The following is a 17999-nucleotide window of genomic DNA, read 5'->3' as shown; positions in this document are numbered from 1 at the left end:
CGGGCCGCGCCAGCGAATTTATCCCCGCGCCCGCCGCAGCGATTACAAGGATCGTACAAGGAGCATAGAGAATGGCTTTTCACGATATCCGCTTTCCTGTCGATATCTCCCTGTCCTCCGCGGGCGGGCCGGAGCGGCGCACCGACATCGTCACGCTCGCCTCCGGGCATGAGGAGAGAAACTCTCCCTGGGCCGGATCGCGGCGGCGCTTCAATGCCGGCTATGGCATCAAGTCATTGCCGGAGATCGAGCAAGTTATCGCCTTTTTCGAGGCCCGCCATGGTCGTCTTCATGCGTTCCGCTGGCGTGACCCGTTCGACTGGAAATCCTGCAGCATCGCCGCCACGCCGCAGGCGCACGACCAGCCCATCGGCACCGGCGACGGGGAGGTGACACAGTTCCGGCTTTCAAAGACTTATGCCAGCGGCGGGCACAGCCATGTCCGGGCGATCACCAAGCCCGTTGCCGGCACGGTGCTCGTCGCGGTCAACGGCGTCCTCCTCGACCCGACCGACTACTCCGTCGACATATCGACCGGCCTCGTCACCTTCGCCACCGCCCCGGCAGATGACGTGGCGCTCACCGCCGGGTTCGAATTCGACATCGCCGTCCGCTTCGACAGCGACACGCTCTCGATCAGCCTTGCCGCGCTGAAGGCCGGCGACATTCCCGACATACCCGTGATCGAGGTACTGTCCTGATGCGCACGATATCGCCCGCCCTCCAGGCCCATCTCGACTCTGGCACGACGACGCTCGCTACCTGCTGGCGTCTGACCCGCAGAGATGGCACCGCTTTTGGCTTCACCGATCACGACCGGTCGCTGGTCTTCGACGGCACGAATTTCGCGGCCATGACCGGCGGCACGCTGTCGGCGCTGGAGGCCTCAGCCGGCCTGTCGGTCGACAATGCCGAGATCGAGGGCGCGTTCAATGCCGCCGCGCTGACGCCAGCCGATCTCGATGCCGGCCGCTATGACGGCGCGACGCTGGAAGTCTGGCGCGTGAACTGGCAGGACACGGAGCAACGCCTGCTGCTGAAGACCGGCACGCTCGGCGAGGTCCGCCGCGGCAGTCACTCTTACACGGCGGAGCTGCGCGGCCTCAGCGCCCGCCTCGACGAGGAGACCGGCCGCGTCTATCAGCATGGCTGCGATGCCGTGCTCGGCGATACCCGCTGCGGTGTCGATCTCGCCGCGCCGGCATACAAGAGCAGCGCCACGGTCAGCGCGATTCCGGGGCAGGCGGAGATATCCGTCACCGGCCTCGACGCCTTCGCCAATGGCTGGTTCACCCATGGCCTCGTCACCTTCACCGGTGGGCAGAATGCCGGACTGCGCGTACCCGTCCGCCGCCACGTCGCGGGCACGCCGCACCGGCTGATCCTGTGGCAGCCGCCGCACCGCCCGGTCGCGGCAGGCGACACGCTCATCCTCACCGCTGGCTGTGACCGGCGCTTTGCCACCTGTCGCAACAAATTTGCCAACGGCCTCAACTTCAGGGGCATGCCGCACATACCGGGCAATGATTTCGTCACGCGCTATCCGGTCTCCGGCGAGCCGAACACAGGGGGCAAGCGCTCATGAACCTTCCCAACGGACCCTCCCGCGACCAGATCGTCGCCGCCGCCCGCACCTGGCTCGGCACGCCCTATGTCCATCAGGCAAGCGCGAAAGGGGCGGGTACGGATTGTCTCGGCCTCGTGCGCGGTCTCTGGCGCGAGCTCTATGGCGCGGAGCCGGAAGTGCCGCCGCCCTACACCCCCGACTGGATCGAGCGCCATGGCGATGAACGCCTGATCGGTGCCGCAAACCGCTGGATGGTCGCACGGACTGACGGCGCGTTGCTGCCCGGCGATGTCGTCCTCTTCCGCATCATGCCCGGCGGCCCGGCCAAGCATATGGGCGTGCTGACGGGCGATGACCGCTTCATCCACGCCTATGCCGGACGGTCAGTGTGCGAAAGCTGGCTGTCGCGCTGGTGGAAGGCGCGTATCGCCGGTCTCTATGTCTTTCCCGGCGTTCAGTAACAGGAGAAAGTCATGAGCCAACTCGTCGTCACCGCCGGGCGCCTTGCCGGCGGCGCTGCCAGCAGCCTTGGCCGCGGTCTTGCTTCCGGTATCGCCCGGGGCGCTGCGGCTTACGTCACCGGTCAGGCGGAAAACCTGATCTATGGCCCGGCAAGACGGCGGCGCACCGGTCCACAGGTCGAGGCCTTCCGCCTGCAGACGGCGAGCGAGGGCACGCCCATCCCCGCCATCTATGGCCGTGCCCGGCTGTCCGGCGAGATCATCTGGGCCTCGGATTTCCTCGAGACCGTCGCCACCGATACGACTACAACCGGCGGCAAGGGCGGCGGCGCCAGCCGTCCGGTCGAGACGACGACCACCACCTGGCTCTATTCCGTCTCCCTCGCCATCGGCCTGTGCGAAGGGGAGATCAGCCGCATCGGCCGGGTCTGGGCCGATGGCAAGCCGGTCAGCCTGCAGGACTACACATACCGGCTTTATACGGGTGCGGAGGACCAGCTGCCTGACAGCGCCATCGAGGCGGTGGAGGGGGCAGGGCTCGCCCCGGCCTATCGCGGCCTTGCCTATATCGTGTTCGAGGACCTGCCGCTGGCCGCTTTCGGCAACCGCGTTCCGCAATTCTCCTTCGAAATCGAACGGCCCCTTGCGGATGAAAACGGGGCGAGCCTAGAGAACGTTGCCCGGGCCGTCTGCCTGATCCCGGGTTCGGGCGAGTCCGCCTATGCGACGACGCCGGTCCTGGTCGATGATGGCGAGGGCGCAACGCGGCAGGAGAATGTCAACAACAATGCCGGCGGCACCGACCTCGTCGCGTCGGTCCGGGCGCTGACGGAGACGCTGCCCGCGTGCTCGAAAGTCGCGCTGATCGTGTCCTGGTTCGGGACTGATCTGCGCGCCGGGTTCTGCGAGGTCAGACCCGGTGTCGAGTTACTCGACAAGGAAACCACGCCATTCCAGTGGTCCGTGGGCGGCACGACCCGCGAAGACGCCCATGTCGTCTCGACGGTCGATGGCCGCCCGGCCTATGGCGGCACGCCGTCGGACCGCTCGGTGGTCGAGGCGATCCGGCATCTGACGGCGCAGGGCTTCGAGGTCCTGTTCTATCCCTTCATCCTGATGGACATTGCGCCGGGCAATGCCCTGCCGGACCCGGATAGCGGTGCGCCCGGCCAGCCGGTCTTCCCCTGGCGCGGGCGTATCCGGCCCGGCAGCCTCGACAAGTCCGCCGCTGCCCGCACGGGCATAAATGCCCTGTTCGGCGCGGCACAGGCGGATGATTTCTCCGTGTCCGGCACCAGCGTCACCTATACCGGCCCTGCCGGTTGGGGCCTCAACCGCATGATCTTGCACTATGCCCATCTGGCCAAGGCCGCAGGCGGCGTCTCCTCCTTCCTGATCGGCTCGGAGATGCGCGGTCTCACCTGCACCCGCGACGGAGCGGGCGCGTATCCGGCGGTGGAGAAATTCATCGCGCTGGCGGCGCAGGTCCGTGCGGTACTTGGCCCCTTCACAGAAATTTCCTACGCCGCCGACTGGTCGGAATATGCCAGCTACCAGCCGGACGACGGCACCGGCGACGTTCTGTTCCCGCTCGATGCTCTGTGGGCTGACAGCAATATCGACTTTATCGGCATCGACAATTACATGCCGCTGGCCGACTGGCGCGACGGCCACGGCCATCTCGATGCGCAGCTTGGCTGGCGCAGCGCGTATGAGATCGCATATCTGCAGTGCAATATCAGGGGCGGGGAGGGCTATGACTGGTTTTACGCCAGCGATGCCGACCGTGCCGCGCAGATCCGTACCCCGATCGACGACACTGCCCATGGCGAGGCCCATAATGAGGATTGGGTCTTTCGCCCCAAGGATCTTTGGAACTGGTGGGCCAACACCCATCACGAACGCCCCGGCGGCGCGCGCAGCCCGTCTCCCACCGCCTTCACCCCCCGCGCCAAGCCGATCCGCTTCACCGAGCTTGGCTGCGCCGCCATCGACAAGGCGGCGAACCAGCCCAATGTCTTCTTCGATCCGAAAAGCTCTGAAAGCGCCCTGCCGCATTTTTCCAGCGGCAATCGCGACGACTTCATCCAGCGCCGGTTGATCGAGGCGCATCTGTCCTTCTGGGCAGAGACGGAAAACAACCCGGTCTCGCCGGTCTATGGCGGCCCGATGGTCGATGTGTCCGGCATCTATCTCTATGCCTGGGACGCCCGGCCCTTCCCGGATTTCCCGGGGCGGGTCGATCTGTGGTCCGATGGCGACAACTGGACTTTCGGCCACTGGCTGAACGGGCGGGCGGGGCGCGTCCCGCTGGGCCAGCTGACGGCGGCGATCGCCGGGCGCACAGGCCTGACGCAGATCGAGACCGGGGCCCTGCAGGGTCTCGTCACCGGCTATGTCATCGACCGGCCGATGAGCCCGCGCGCCGCGCTGGAACCGCTGCTCGGCCTCTATCAGGTCGATGCGATGGAAACGGCGACGGGCATCTCTTTCGTGCCGCGCGGCGCAGAGGCGGCGCTCACTATCCCGCCAGGCAGGCTGGTTGCGGGCGAGGGCGAACCCTTCGAGTTGACCCTGGCCCAGGCCGGTGACCTGCCCGCTGCGCTGGAGATCGCCTATCTCGATGACGGTCAGGATTATGCCCTGTCCGTCGCCGGGGCAAGGCAGGATCAGGCCATCAGCAGGCGGACGGTCAGTCTCGACGCGCCGGTGATCATGGAAGCGGGGGAGGCGGAAGGCCGGGCGCGGGCGCTGATCGCCGATGCTCTGGTCATGGCCCGCTCTGCCAGACTCTCGCTGCCGCCCTCGCTGTTGGCGCTGGAGCCGACCGATGTCATCGCGCTCGCCCTGCCGGAGGGGGCGGTGACCCTGCGCGTGGGCGAGATCCTCGATGGGCAGGCGCGGCAGGTCGAGGCGGTTGCGACCGCGCCCGGCATCTATGGCATCGACCTCGCCGCCTCGCGCCGCCGGATCGAGGCACCGCCCGCCAGCTTCGGCGCGCCAATATTCGAGCTGGTCGACCTGCCATTGCTCGGGCCGGGCGATACGCCATCGCTGTACGCGGCCGCCTATGCCAGCCCGTGGCCCGGTGGCATCGCCGTCTATCGCGAGACCGGCGGCGAGCCGGTGCTGGAGGAGATTCTCGAAGCACCGGCGCGGATGGGGCGGCTGGCAGCCGCCCTGCCTGGCGGGCCGACTGGCCGCTGGGACAGGGCGTCGTCCCTCCGGATCCGCCTGTCGAGCGGGGCGCTGTCCTCTGCGGCGGAAGAAAACGTGCTCGCCGGGGCGAACGGCCTTGCCGTGCAATCGGCGACCGGCGGCTGGGAAGTGTTGCGGTTTGCGACCGCCAGCCTGCAGCCGGACGGCAGCTGGCTGCTGACCGATCTCCTGCGCGGCCTTGCCGGAACAGAGGAGGAAGCGGCAGCCGGCGCGAGCGACGGCGCGCGGGCGATCTTGCTGTCCGGCGCGGTCGAGGGCTTCCCCCTGCCAGTGGAGGCACGGCTTGTGCCCGCGACCCGGCTTGCGGGTCCGCGCCAGTATCCGCCGCAAAGCGATGCCTATGTCACCCGCACCGACACGCCGCAGGGGCTCGGCTGGCGGCCGCGCTCTCCTGTCCATCTCAGGGCAGAAAAAGCGACAGGCGGGATCGCCATCGGATGGATACGGCGCACACGGATCGGCGGGGATAACTGGGAGATCGAGGACGTGCCGCTCGGTGAAGACAGCGAGCTTTATGATGTCGACATTCTCGACGGCGAGAGCCTGAAACGGACCCTTGTGGCCACGACCCCTTCGATTGTCTGGACCGATGCCATGATGGTCGAAGATTTTCCCGGCGGCGGCACGGCGACGATCCGCGTGGCCCAGCGCTCTGCGATCTTCGGGCGCGGCAGCGCCGCGGCGATCACGGTCACCCTGTAGAGGGGTCTACCCTGCCACCCTTGAAAAACCGGATGAAAAACAGACATATGGAACATTCCATCAAACAGGCCGTATACTCGCTGAACGGCTATATTCCGGTGATCAAGAGGTATTCGACTTGGCTAAAGACCCATACACGGTTCTGGGCGTGCACAAATCTGCGGATCAGGACACGATCCGCAAGGCCTATCGTGCGCTCGCCAAGCAGCACCACCCTGACCGCAATCCCGGCGACAATTCAGCCGAGGACAAGTTCAAGGCAGCCTCCGCCGCGTTCGAGATCATCGGCGACAAGGACAAGCGCGCCAGATACGACCGCGGCGAGATCGATGCCGATGGCAACGAACGCGCCTTTGCCGGCCGCAGCTATGGCAGCGGCCCGGGTGCGGGCGGTGACGGGTTCCGGGCAGGCGCCTATGGCCAGCCGGGCGGCGGCCAGTCGCGCACCTATCGCTCCACCGGCGGCGGCGGCTTTGAGGATATCTCCGATATTTTCTCGGAGATGTTCGGCGGCGCCGCCGCGCGCGGGTCCGCCTCGCAACAGGGCCGGGACGTGCGCTATCGCATGGAGGTCGATTTTCTCGAGGCGGCGCGGGGAAACCGCAAGCGCGTGACCATGCCCGACGGGCGCACGCTCGATATCAACATCCCCGAAGGCCTGCGCGACGGCCAGTCCCTGCGCCTGCGCGGCCAGGGCGAACCGGGCATGAACGGCGGCGAGCCGGGCGATGTCTATGTCGATATCTCGGTAAAACCGCATCGCTTCTTCAGGCTGGAGGGCGATACCGTCACCCTCGAGGTGCCGGTCACCCTCAGCGAGGCGGTGCTCGGCGGCAAGATCACCATTCCCACCGTCCATGGCGAGGTCTCGATCGCGGTTCCAAGGGGCGCGAGTTCCGGCACGGCCCTGCGCCTGCGCGGCAAGGGCCTGAAGAATGCCAAGACAGGCACCCATGGCGACCAGATCGCCCGCCTGCGCATCGTCCTGCCGGACAAGCCGGACGAGGCGTTGGAGGAATTTGCCAGGACCTGGGACGGCGATCGCGAAGATGATCCCAGATCGAGGCTAAAACTGTAGGGTCCGCTATTGCGCGGGCGGCCCGACACACTTTACCCCTTGAGGCTGCTGATTGTCTTATCGGGCAACAAGGGGCGGCAGACTTGATTGGATCCGCAAAGGAAGAAAAGCTTTTGGAGCTCTTCAGGGCCGTTCCGGCGGACCTGTTGCGGGGCCTTCATCTTGCTCTCGAAAAAAGCGCTTCGGGCGATGTCGATGCTATCCTGCTGCGCCTGATCGGCCGGGCGGCGGGGGACAGGGGCATCGCATTTGATCATGTGACGCCAGCACCAGGGACCGTTGAGGAACCCTTGATGCTCGATGCAGAGCGCGACGGGATCGATGGTGACGCATCCGTTGAGACGGAACCAGAACCCGCTGCCTTCACCCCGCCGCGCAATGCGATGCACGCTTTCTTCCTGCCGTTCGAATCCCTGATCATCGATCCGCCGCGCTATGCCGGGCGGATCGACGGCTATTTGTGCTCGACCTCCCTGCCGGGCATATGGCGTATGCTGAACGATGAAGGATCCGGCGCCGTCATCCGCGATATCTGGATGCGCGCGGAGCTTGAAGGCGCGGACCAGCCGGAAGACTATTACCGCCACATCACCAGCGAAATGCATTCCGCTGCCCGTGTGATCGTCGACAATCTCTTTGCCCGCGCTCGCGATGACAAGGCGACGCGCCGGGCGCTCGTCACCCGTCTGGGCGGCGAAACCGGCCTTGGCGATTTCGCCGAGCTGCAGAAGATGCTGCCGCTGATCCTGTCGTTCCAGAGCGAGTTCAGCAAGGTCCGCCCCCTGATCGATCAGCGCCTCAAGGCCAGGGCCGGCGAGATCGCTGCCCAGGTCATGGACCTGACCCGCGCCAAACCGGCGCTTGGCGCCTATCTGCAATATGCGATCCTGTCCAATCTTGAACAGCCATGGCAGGGTCTGTGGCTGCATGCCGCGCTCACCGAGGCGGCGCAGGAAGAGGGACGGCAGAAGCCCGTCTCCCTGATCGCGCGTCACCTCCTGTCCGTGCTCGACCTGCAAAGCGACTGGCTCACCCGGCGGTTCACCGCCGAGGGGGGCGAGGCAAGTGCGCTCGATCCGTTCCTCGGCTTCTCCGAACTTCTCTCCGGCGTGATCGGCAAACGGTCCCTGCTTGGCAGCGAGGAGCTGGAAGACCGCCTCGACGAGCTGGTCGAAGCCGGTTCTGACATGTTCGAGCAGCTGATCGAGACCGCCGCCGGGGCGCTCGAGGCCATCCTGCGTGTGCGTGCCGACAACGCCGATGGCGATGTGCCGGACCTGTCCTGGCAGAGTGGCTCGGAAGAGGCGCGCCGGCTGGTCCGCACCGGCCATGATGCCGCACATTTCCTGCAGGCCGGCGACATGATGGCGCCGCTCTATGGCAAGAGCGAGGTCTGGCGCTCGCTGCATCGGGAAACGGCGGCCTTTGTCGACCACTATCTCGGCCAGGTCACCGCCCGGTTGCGGGCGCTGTCAGGTCCGGCGCTGGAAGACGAGGCGACCCGCGCCGCCTTCCTGGTGCCGGTCGCCGAGCTGCTCGGCAGCCACGGCACGCTCGTGGCTCTGCAGGATGCCCTTGAGCGGGCAAAGCTCGCCGCCTGACCGGCAATGGACGTGGATACTTCATTTATCATGTAAAAACAGACACTTGTCTGTGTTGTCCATTACTAAGATGTAACTCCTATGACACGGTCATGTAAGAGTATTGTCACCATATTATGGGGACGTCGGCTGCCAGTGTGCTGGCCGACAGTTAAGAGATCACCGTCTCGCTGTTACCGTTTCATGGAATTGGGCAGGTTTCGGAGAGAACCGGAAATAAGGGTAAGAAGATGACACTCCGCACGATCACGAAAACACCGTTGAAAAAACTAATTCTTTCAGGGGTCGGGGCGCTCGCCATCGGTGCGGCTGCCTTCGCCCTTCCCGACACCACCTATGCCCAGGCGCCGCGCCTGATGACCCCGCCGACCGGCTTCGGCGGCCAGATATCCTTTGCCGACCTCGTCGAGCAGGTGAGCCCGGCAGTCGTCTCGATTCATACCGAGAAAACCATCGAGCAGCCCGAGATCCCCAGCGAATTCCAGTGGTTCTTCGAGCGCCAGTTCGGCGAGAATTTCGAAGAACAATTTGGTCAATCGCGCCAGGCCGCTGCCGAGGGCTCCGGCTTCTTCATCGATGGCGAGGGCCATATCGTCACCAATAACCACGTCATCGATGGCGCCGAGACCATCACCATCCGCCTGAATGACGGCTCAGAGCTGGAAGCCGAGCTTCTCGGCACCGATGCGGCGACCGATATTGCCGTCCTGAAAGTCTCTGCCCCGCAGGGTCAGCCTTTCGTCACCTTCGCCGATAATGTGAATTTGCGCGTCGGCGACTGGGTACTGGCTGTGGGCAACCCGTTCGGCCTCGGCGGTACGGTCACCAGCGGCATCGTTTCGGCCATCGGCCGCGACAACGGTATGGGGGTCTATAACGACTTCATCCAGATCGACGCGCCGATCAACCGCGGCAATTCAGGCGGCCCGACCTTCGACCTCAATGGCCGTGTCGTCGGCGTCAACAATGCCATCTTTTCGCCGACCGGCGGCTCGGTCGGTATCGGTTTCGCGATCCCGGCCCAGACGGCAAGCTTCGTCGTCGAGCAACTGATCGAGAAGGGCACCGTGACCCGTGGCTGGCTCGGGGTCGAGATCAGGCCGTTCGACAACAACCACGCTGCCGCTGTCGGTCTCGACAGCGCCGAAGGTGCGCTGGTCGTCAATGTCCAGCCCGGCACGCCGGCAGCCAATGCCGGTGTCCAAAGCGGTGACATCGTGATCGATTTCAACGGCACCAAAGTCGACAATGCCCGCACGCTGACCCGCGCTGTCGGGTCGGTCGCCCCGGGAGAGACCGCCAAGCTGACGGTCTGGCGTGACGGGTCGGAGAAAAACCTGCGCGTCAAACTGGGTGAGCGCAATGAAGATCAGCTGGCCCAGGCCGAGGTGCCGAGCGATGATGGCGCCAGCCCGACGCCGGAAGTCACCTCCGAACTGGGTGTCCGGTTCAGTGCACTGACGGATCAGGCCCGCCAGCAGTATGATCTGCCGACGGACCTGCGCGGCGCGCTGGTCACCTCCGTTGCGCCGAACAGTCCGGCGGCCCAGGCCGGCCTGCAGCGCGGCATGGTGATCTACGAGATCGATAATGATGCCGTCAATTCGCCGAGCGATGTCGAAAGCAAGATCAAGGCCCTGCAGGAAAGCGGCAAGGAAGCCGTGCTGTTGCGGGTCCAGGCCGGCGACCGCAAGGATTTCCGCGCCCTGCCGCTGAAGAAATCCTGAGGGACGGGATTGCCCGTGGCTCTGAACCTTTGCAGCGGGCAGGTATTATAAGGAAACAGGCTGTCTTTACTCGGGGCAGCCTGTTTATCCTTTTTTGTGCCACACGGCGCTGGTAGACCGGCGGCGACAGTTTGGCGACACGAGAATTACGGGGAACGAAAGGAAGTTCGAACATGCGGATCCTGGTAGTCGAAGATGATGCGGATGCGGCAGCCTATCTGGTCAAGGGCCTGCGCGAGGCGGGTCACTCTGTCGACCACGTGATCGACGGCGCTACCGGCCTTAACATGGCGGAGAATGGCGGCTATGATGCCTATGTCATCGACCGCATGCTGCCGCAGATGGACGGCCTGACCATGCTGGAAAAGCGCCGCGAGGCGGGTGACGAGACGCCGGCCCTGTTCCTGTCGGCGCTGGGCGAGGTCGATGACCGTGTCTCCGGCCTGCAGGCGGGCGGCGATGACTATCTGGTCAAACCCTATGCCTTCTCCGAACTGCTGGCGCGGGTCGAAGCGCTCGGCCGGCGCCGCGCGCCGTCCAATGTGACGACGAAATTCTCCGTCGGCGACCTGGAAATGGATATACTGTCGCGGACCGTGCGCCGCGGTGGCCGCAAGATTGACCTGCAGCCGCGGGAATTCCGCCTGCTGGAATATCTCATGCGTCATGCCGGCCAGGTCGTGACCCGCACCATGCTGCTCGAAAACGTCTGGGAGTATCACTTCGATCCGCAGACGAACGTTATCGACGTCCATATCTCCCGCCTGCGCGGCAAGATCGACAAGGATTTCGATACCCAGCTCCTCAAGACCGTCCGCGGGGCAGGCTACACGCTCTCTGACGAAGACTGATCGCCGGGACGAGGGGCATGACCGAGGACCGACAGGACAACAACCGGAAGGGCTCAAGCCGCGTCTTCCGGCTGGTGAGGACGACGTCGTTCAGGTTCACCCTGATCACGATGATCCTGTTCGTCATCTCGGTCTTCGTGCTCAGCGCCTTCGTCTATCGCGCCACGATCGGCGATGCCATCGGCGACATGGAAGACCAGATCACCGACGAGATTGCCGCGATGGAACAGGTCTATGAACGCGCGGGCTATCCGGGCCTGCGCCGCGTCATCGGCCTGCGTTCGTCTTCCTACAATGCCCGTGGCAGCGCCTATACCAAGGACGCGCTTTATATCCTGATCGATCCCGATAATCGCCAGGCGCCGGTGCGCGACCTGTCGCAGATCCCGCCGGAGGCACTCGACAGCGAAAACATCGTCGAGTTCAGCTATGAGCGGATCACCGCGAGCGCCCGCAATAATATTCTGGACCCGGACAAGATCGAGATGCGCTACGGCATCGGCGGCATGCGGCGCATGTATAATTCCGAGACGCGGCGGCAGGAGGCGATCGTCTTCGTTGCCCGCGATATCACCGACCTTGTCCGTATCCGCGAGGCAGCAAGCGATGTCTTCGTCCGCATGGCGGGCGTCACCTTCATTCTGGCTTTGGTCGTTGCCTATTTTTCATCCCGCGCCTTCCTTGCCCGCCTCGATGATGTGAATCGCACGGCCGAAGCGATCACCGCTGGCGATCTCGGCAAGCGTATTCCCCTGTCCGGTGCTGGCGACGAGTTCGATGCGCTGTCGCGCAACCTCAATTCCATGCTCGACCAGATCGAGCGGCTGATGACCGGCATGAAGCAGGTCTCCGACAATATCGCCCATGATTTGCGCTCGCCGCTGACGCGCATCCGCAACCGGCTTGAATCCGCCGTGAGCGAGCCGGAGACCGACTACAAGACGGTTGTCGAGCAGACGATCCCCGATGTCGACCGTCTGCTCGCGACCTTCAATGCGCTTCTGTCAATTACCCGGATCGAATCCGGCGAGCGTTACGGCACGATGAAACCGGTCGATCTCGTCGCCCTCGTTGAGGAAGTGACGGAGCTGTACGAGCCGGCCGCGCAGGATGCCGGCTTCCGGCTGAATGTCCATCTGCAGGCAACGCCGCAAGTGATGGGCTCGCGTGAACTGATCTCGCAGGCGCTCGCCAACCTGCTCGACAACGCCTTCAAATATGGCAAGACGACCGAGGCGGGCGTCGAGCCGATGATCGAGGTCAAGGTCGCGCCCCGGGTCGGCGGCGGGGCGCTGATGTCGGTTTCCGATAATGGCCCCGGCGTCTCGCCAATCGACCGCGAGCGCATTCTCAATCGCTTCGTGCGGCTGGAGAAGAGCCGCTCGACCCATGGCTCCGGCCTCGGCCTGTCGATGGTCACGGCGATTGCCCGGTTCCATAATGGCCAGCTCTCTGTCGGTCCCGGCCTGCCGCGCCATGAGGACAAGCAGTCCCTCGATCAGCCGGGCAATTACGGTCTCGGCATCAGAATTGCATTCCCGCCAGCGCCGAAGAACCTGTTCGAGATGATCAAGATCGGCAACCAGAAGGGCTGACCTTTTTGCCGTGAAAGTCCTTGCCAGCGGTGATTCTGACCCCTGCAAGTGCCTTTTCGGCCTGAAAACATGCAAAAATAAGGGTTTTGTGGCACCTTGCCGCTTGAAACCCTGTAAAAATCAGGTCTTTGTTCAAGCATCCGCCCACGGATAGAGGGTTGGGTCCGTTTCAACAAAGATCTGGGAAGAATCCAAAATGAGCAAAGCAGACTTTATCGCCAACGTTGCCAAATCCGGTGACATGAGCAACGCCGAAGCAAAGCGCGTTGTCGAGCTGGTTTTCGGCGAAATCGAAAATGGCCTGAAGAAAGCGAAAAAAGAAGGCAAGTACACGATCGGTACCTTCGGCACGTTCACCATCACCAAGCGCGCCGCCCGCAAGGGCCGCAACCCGCGCACGGGCGAGGAGATCAAGATCAAGGCATCGAAATCGCTGCGCTTCAAGCCGTCGACAAACCTGAAGGAAGCTGCAGGCACCAAATAGGCGCCGCGCAGGATTTTCCGGGAAAGCCCGCCGCCATGGCGGGTTTTTTTGTGCCCGCGCTGCCTTATAATCATACAAGGAGACATCGGGCAGGAGAAACGCCGGGTAGAAGCAACGCCGGAAGGAACACGATGGCTGACAGCCAAACCATCGAACAGCTGATTGCCGGGGTAGACCGTGCCCGCTGGCCGCGTCGCCATAATGCGGAACGCGCGGACCGCCTGCGCGGTGAATTGGCGAAGAGGGCGGGTGATCTCGACCCTGCCGCCGCCGACCTTCTATGCCTGATCGCCAGCGGCTCGCCCTTTCTGGACAGGACGTTCCGGTTGAACATCGAGGTGCTGGCCGACCTGTTGCGGCTGGACCCCGAGCATGCCATCGACCGGATCGTCGAGCGTGCGCAGACAGCACGGACGGACCCGGAGGCACCGGCAACGCTCCGCGCACTGAAGAAGCAAGTGGCGATGATCCTGTCCGTCCTCGACCTGTCGGGCCTTCGGGATGACCGCGCGGTCATGGCGGGGCTGAGCCGGTTTGCCGATGCAGCGGTAAGGACCGCCTTCGATCATGCCTTGCGCGACCTCACCGGTGCCTTGGGCCCCGACCCGCTCGCAGAGCGGGCGGGCTTTGCCGTCTATGCGATGGGCAAGCATGGCGCCTGCGAGCTGAACTATTCCAGCGATATCGACCTCGTCATTTTCCACGAGCCGAATCTGGTCGAGGCGTTCGTTGCACCCCACGACATGACGGAGAAGATGAAGGAGACGCGGCGCTTTCTCGACCGCACGATCCAGCGCGCGATGGCAACGCTGCAGGATCAGACGGCCGAGGGCTATGTTTTCCGTACGGACCTTCGGTTGCGGCCGGATCCCGGATCGTCGTCTGCCTCGGTCAGCGTGTCTGCAGCGGAGCATTATTACGAGACCTATGGCCAGAACTGGGAGCGGGCAGCGTTCATCAAGGCGCGCTTCATTGCCGGTGACGAGCGCACTGCCAATGTGATGAACGATATCTTCACGCCCTTCATCTGGCGCAAATATCTCGATTACTCGGCGATCGAGGACATTCATTCGATCAAGCGCCAGATCCACGCGGTGCGCGGCCAGGCTGATTTCAGGTTCGAGGGCCATGACATAAAGCTGGGCCGCGGCGGCATTCGCGAGATCGAGTTTTTCGTCCAGACCCAGCAGCTGATCCTGGGTGGCCGTATTCCCTCCCTGCGCGAGAAGACGACGCTTGGCGGCCTGCAGGCTCTGGTCGGTGCCGGGCAGGTCGAGGAGAGAACCTGCGAGGAGTTGAGCGCTGCCTATCTCTACCTGCGCCATCTGGAACACCGTATACAGATGGTCAATGACGAGCAGACCCACGAGATACCGGAGCGCGAGGAGGAAATCGCCCGCCTTGCCCATCTGTCCGGCTATGACGATAGCGCGGCGCTGAAGCAGGACGTGGTCGAAACCCTGAAGATTGTTCACAACCATTATGCCGACCTTTTCCATGAGGAGGAGGACCTGTCCGCCGGCATCGGCTCGCTCGTCTTCACCGGTGTCGATCATGACCCGGAAACCCTGCGTACGCTGGCCGAGCTCGGTTTCCAGAACCCGCAGGCGGTCTCGGCGACCGTGCGCAAATGGCATCAGGGTAATATGCGCGCGACGCGCACTGCCCGCGGCCGGGCATTGCTGACCAAGCTCGTGCCGTCGATCATCCGTGCCTGTGCCAATGTCGATGAGCCCGATGCCGCGCTTGCCGCCTTTGACGGCTTCCTGCGCAACCTGCCGGGCGGGGTGCAGGTCTTCTCGCTGATGCTGAACAATCTGGATATTCTCGACCTTGTCGCCGGGCTCGTCAGCATCTCGCCCCGCCTGGCGCGGGAAATGGCGGTGCACGGGCGGCTGGTCGAGGTTTTGCTGGACGAGGCCTTCCTGCAGCGCTCCGACGCCGATATCACCATCGACGACGAGGAAATCCTCGACGCGGTGGAACGGGCTGTCGATTACGAGGATGCGCTCAATTCCCTGCGCCGGGAAGACCGCGAAGTCTGGTTCCAGATTTCCTGTCGTCTGCTGCTGGAACGCAGCGCGCCGCGCGATGCCGCGCGCAGCTATGCCGCCCTTGCCGATATCGGCATCGGCGCCTGCGTCGACATCGCCATGCGCGAGATGGTCGAGGCCCATGGCGAGATCGACGGCTCGATCACCGTCATCGGCATGGGCCGTCTCGGCGCGGTGGCACTGACCGCGACGTCCGATCTCGATCTCATCTTCATTTATGACGCCCCGCCCGAGGCGGAGTCATCAGGCGGCACCGGCAAGGCGCTCGATGCCACCAACTGGTACACGCGCTATGTCCGCCGCCTCGTCACCGCGCTGTCGGCCCAGACAGAGGAGGGCGAGCTTTACGAGATCGACATGGCCCTGCGCCCGTCGGGCGGGGCCGGTCCTGCCGCGGTCAGCCGCAACGCGTTCGAAAGCTATTACCAGAAGGATGCCTGGACCTGGGAGGAGATGGCCCTCGTCAAGGCACGGATCATCGCCGGCAATGACAACCTTGCCGATTGGCTCGACCGCCATATCGAGGCGATCCTGACGCGCCGCCGCGACCCGGCCGAGATGGCGAAGGACGTCATCGACATGCGCCGGCGGCTGCTGGAGAACAAGCCGGGCCGCAGCGTGCTCGACGTCAAGCTTGCCCATGGCGGGCTGACCGATATCGACTTCATCTGCCAGTATCTGAGCCTCGTCCATGCCGCCGAGAAGGGGCGCTTTCCCGCCCATATCGCCGACGCCCTGCCGGTGATGGCCGATCTCGGGCTGATCGACCGGCAGGATGCCGCGACCCTGGCCGAGGCGGCGCAGGGCTATGAGGCCGTCATACAGGTGACAAGGATCACACTGGATCGCGGGGCGGACCCGTCGACCATGCCCGCTGCCGTGCGCCGGCTGATCGCGCGCAAGCTTGGCCTCGATGACCCGGAGGCTATCGAGGGCTGGCTGGAGGCGAAGCAGGCCGAGGTAAGGGCCCTGTTCCAGCGCTATGTCGGCGCTTTATAGCCCGGTGCATTCTTCGCGACGGATTCCTGCCGCTGCGGCGTTATAGTCCTGTCAGCGAGCGGTAGCCGCGCAATGCCTTTGGAGACCGGAAACAGCCTTGTCCCTTGAAGACCCTGACATCGAGGATATCCGGCTGCTGGCCCGGGGCGATGCAGCTGCCGCGTCGCGGCTGGTTCTGCGTCATTCCGACCGGCTGATGGCGGTCGCCTATCGCATGACCGGTACGCGCAGCGCCGCCGAGGACATCGTGCAGGAGGCGTTCATCCGGATGATGCGGCAGGCGGCAGATTGGCAGGAGGGCAAGGCGCTGTTCTCCACCTGGCTGCACCGGGTGACGGTCAATCTGTGCTACGACCGGCTGCGCAAGGCGTCGACGCGCTACGAACAGGCTGCCGGCGATGACCTGCCCGAGCAAATGGCGGATGATCCTGGTGCCGATGCGGTGCTGGAGGCGCGCGAGCGCGGGCTTGCCGTGCGTGCGGCACTCGACCGGCTGCCGGAGCGCCAGAAGATGGCGATCGTCCTGTGCCACTACGAGGAGCTGTCCAACCATGAGGCGGCAGAGGCGATGGATATCAGTATCGAGGCGCTGGAATCATTGCTGGCGCGGGCGCGGCGCTTGATGCGCAAGGATATGAAACTGGCCGCGGCGCTGGCCGACGGATGAATTGCGGGGGACGGAAATGAGTGATGGAAACAAGATGAAAACGCATACGGAGTTAGAGCCTGAAGACCGCCAGCTCATCGCGGCGATTGCCCGTGACAGGGCCGATGACCCGGCACCGCCGCTCGGCGAGGCAGCGATGGCGCGGATCATGGCGCAGCTGCCCGACGCCGCCGCGCCGGCGGGGGCGCGTGAAGAGCGCTCCGCCGCGGCACCGGCATGGCAGCGCAAGGGCCTGTCGGCGATTACCGGCTTTTTCCGCCCGCCTGCGTGGCAGGCCTTCGCCGCGGCTGGGGTCGCGGGCATCATTGCCGGCGCCGTGCTGCCGTCCGTTTCGCCTGTGGGTGAAGGCGTGACACCGGAAGAGCAGTTTGCCATTTATCTGCAGTCTGACGATATACTCGCCACGCTGCTTGAGGAGGACCTTTAACATGCGGTTTGCCCTGATAGCATCGCTCGTCGTCAACGTTTTTCTCGCTTTCGCGATCCTCAGCGGGACAGTCCTGCATGGCGGCAGGCCGCCCATGGATGGCCCGCGCCATCATGGCGATCATGACAATCGTGGCGGCGGTGACGACCTGTTCCTGTCACCCCGCGCCTTCGAGGACCTGCCGGAGGAATTCCGCCTGAAAATGCGCGAGAAGATCCGTAGACAGATCCCGGCGGCCCGTGACCTGCACCGCGAGGTCTGGATGAAGAGACGCGAGGCGCTCGAATTGATGCGCAAGCCTGACTTCGACGAGGATGCCTTCCGCCAGCTGTCGCAGGAAATGAGAACGCTGGAAGCCGAGGGCAAGGACCTGATGTATTCCACCGTTCTCGACATGGTGACGAGCCTGCCCGATGAAGAGCGCATTGCCTTTGCCGAGCGCGTCATCGAGCAGGAAGAGGAAATGCGGGCTCGCTGGCGCGGGCGCATCGAGGAGTGGCGGGAGGAGCGTGAAGGCTCCCGCGACATGCGGCCCCTGCGGCCGATGGACGACGAGTAGCAGCCGGG

14 protein-coding genes are annotated in these 17999 nt (G+C 64.4%); all 14 read left to right on the top strand.

Annotated features, from left to right (window positions below; genetic code table 11):
- Positions 1–71: 71 nt before the first annotated feature.
- The 14 genes from IEV88_RS08855 to IEV88_RS08790 all read left to right on the top strand — a co-directional run bounded on the left by IEV88_RS08855 (position 72) and on the right by IEV88_RS08790 (position 17991).
- A complete protein-coding gene (locus IEV88_RS08855; RefSeq protein ID WP_188158790.1) occupies positions 72–701 on the top strand; it encodes a DUF2460 domain-containing protein in 630 nt (209 codons plus the stop codon).
- On the top strand, positions 701–1585 hold the full coding sequence (locus IEV88_RS08850; protein WP_188158791.1) for a phage/gene transfer agent baseplate hub protein: 885 nt from the start codon (positions 701–703) through the stop codon (positions 1583–1585). Before IEV88_RS08855 ends, IEV88_RS08850 begins: the two co-directional genes overlap by 1 nt.
- On the top strand, positions 1582–2028 hold the full coding sequence (locus IEV88_RS08845) for an NlpC/P60 family protein (RefSeq protein ID WP_188158792.1): 447 nt from the start codon (positions 1582–1584) through the stop codon (positions 2026–2028). Before IEV88_RS08850 ends, IEV88_RS08845 begins: the two co-directional genes overlap by 4 nt.
- A 12-nt stretch (positions 2029–2040) precedes the next feature.
- On the top strand, positions 2041–5949 hold the full coding sequence (locus tag IEV88_RS08840) for a baseplate multidomain protein megatron (protein WP_188158793.1): 3909 nt from the start codon (positions 2041–2043) through the stop codon (positions 5947–5949).
- Between the two features lie 118 nt (positions 5950–6067).
- The gene (locus IEV88_RS08835) at positions 6068–7027 is read left to right on the top strand and encodes a DnaJ C-terminal domain-containing protein (protein ID WP_188158794.1); all 960 of its coding nucleotides are present in this window, start codon (positions 6068–6070) and stop codon (positions 7025–7027) included.
- Positions 7028–7110: 83 nt separating this feature from the next.
- Positions 7111–8628 carry a hypothetical protein gene (locus IEV88_RS08830; RefSeq protein WP_188158795.1) on the top strand — a complete coding sequence of 506 codons (1518 nt, stop codon included), beginning with the start codon at positions 7111–7113 and terminating at the stop codon, positions 8626–8628.
- Between the two features lie 230 nt (positions 8629–8858).
- Positions 8859–10355: a Do family serine endopeptidase gene (locus tag IEV88_RS08825; RefSeq protein WP_188158796.1), complete on the top strand. Its 1497-nt coding sequence runs from the start codon at positions 8859–8861 to the stop codon at positions 10353–10355.
- A gap of 173 nt (positions 10356–10528) precedes the next feature.
- On the top strand, positions 10529–11206 hold the full coding sequence (locus tag IEV88_RS08820) for a response regulator transcription factor (RefSeq protein WP_155142806.1): 678 nt from the start codon (positions 10529–10531) through the stop codon (positions 11204–11206).
- Between the two features lie 17 nt (positions 11207–11223).
- Positions 11224–12801 (top strand): sensor histidine kinase, encoded by a 1578-nt coding sequence (locus tag IEV88_RS08815; RefSeq protein ID WP_188158797.1) that lies wholly within the window; start codon positions 11224–11226, stop codon positions 12799–12801.
- A 196-nt stretch (positions 12802–12997) separates the two neighbouring features.
- On the top strand, positions 12998–13285 hold the full coding sequence (locus tag IEV88_RS08810) for an HU family DNA-binding protein (RefSeq protein WP_155142810.1): 288 nt from the start codon (positions 12998–13000) through the stop codon (positions 13283–13285).
- Between the two features lie 131 nt (positions 13286–13416).
- Positions 13417–16338: a bifunctional [glutamine synthetase] adenylyltransferase/[glutamine synthetase]-adenylyl-L-tyrosine phosphorylase gene (locus IEV88_RS08805; RefSeq protein WP_188158798.1), complete on the top strand. Its 2922-nt coding sequence runs from the start codon at positions 13417–13419 to the stop codon at positions 16336–16338.
- A 97-nt stretch (positions 16339–16435) separates the two neighbouring features.
- On the top strand, positions 16436–17005 hold the full coding sequence (locus IEV88_RS08800) for an RNA polymerase sigma factor (protein ID WP_188158799.1): 570 nt from the start codon (positions 16436–16438) through the stop codon (positions 17003–17005).
- A 16-nt stretch (positions 17006–17021) separates the two neighbouring features.
- Positions 17022–17432 (top strand): hypothetical protein, encoded by a 411-nt coding sequence (locus IEV88_RS08795; protein WP_188158800.1) that lies wholly within the window; start codon positions 17022–17024, stop codon positions 17430–17432.
- A 1-nt stretch (position 17433) separates the two neighbouring features.
- Entirely contained in the window at positions 17434–17991 is a 558-nt protein-coding gene (locus IEV88_RS08790) for a periplasmic heavy metal sensor (protein ID WP_188158801.1), read from the top strand.
- The last annotated feature ends 8 nt before the right edge of the window (positions 17992–17999 follow it).

The sequence above is a fragment of the Aquisalinus flavus genome (assembly GCF_014640095.1).
In the GTDB taxonomy this organism is placed as follows: Bacteria; Pseudomonadota; Alphaproteobacteria; order Caulobacterales; family Parvularculaceae; genus Aquisalinus; species Aquisalinus flavus.
This window is presented reverse-complemented; position numbering and strand designations above follow the sequence as displayed.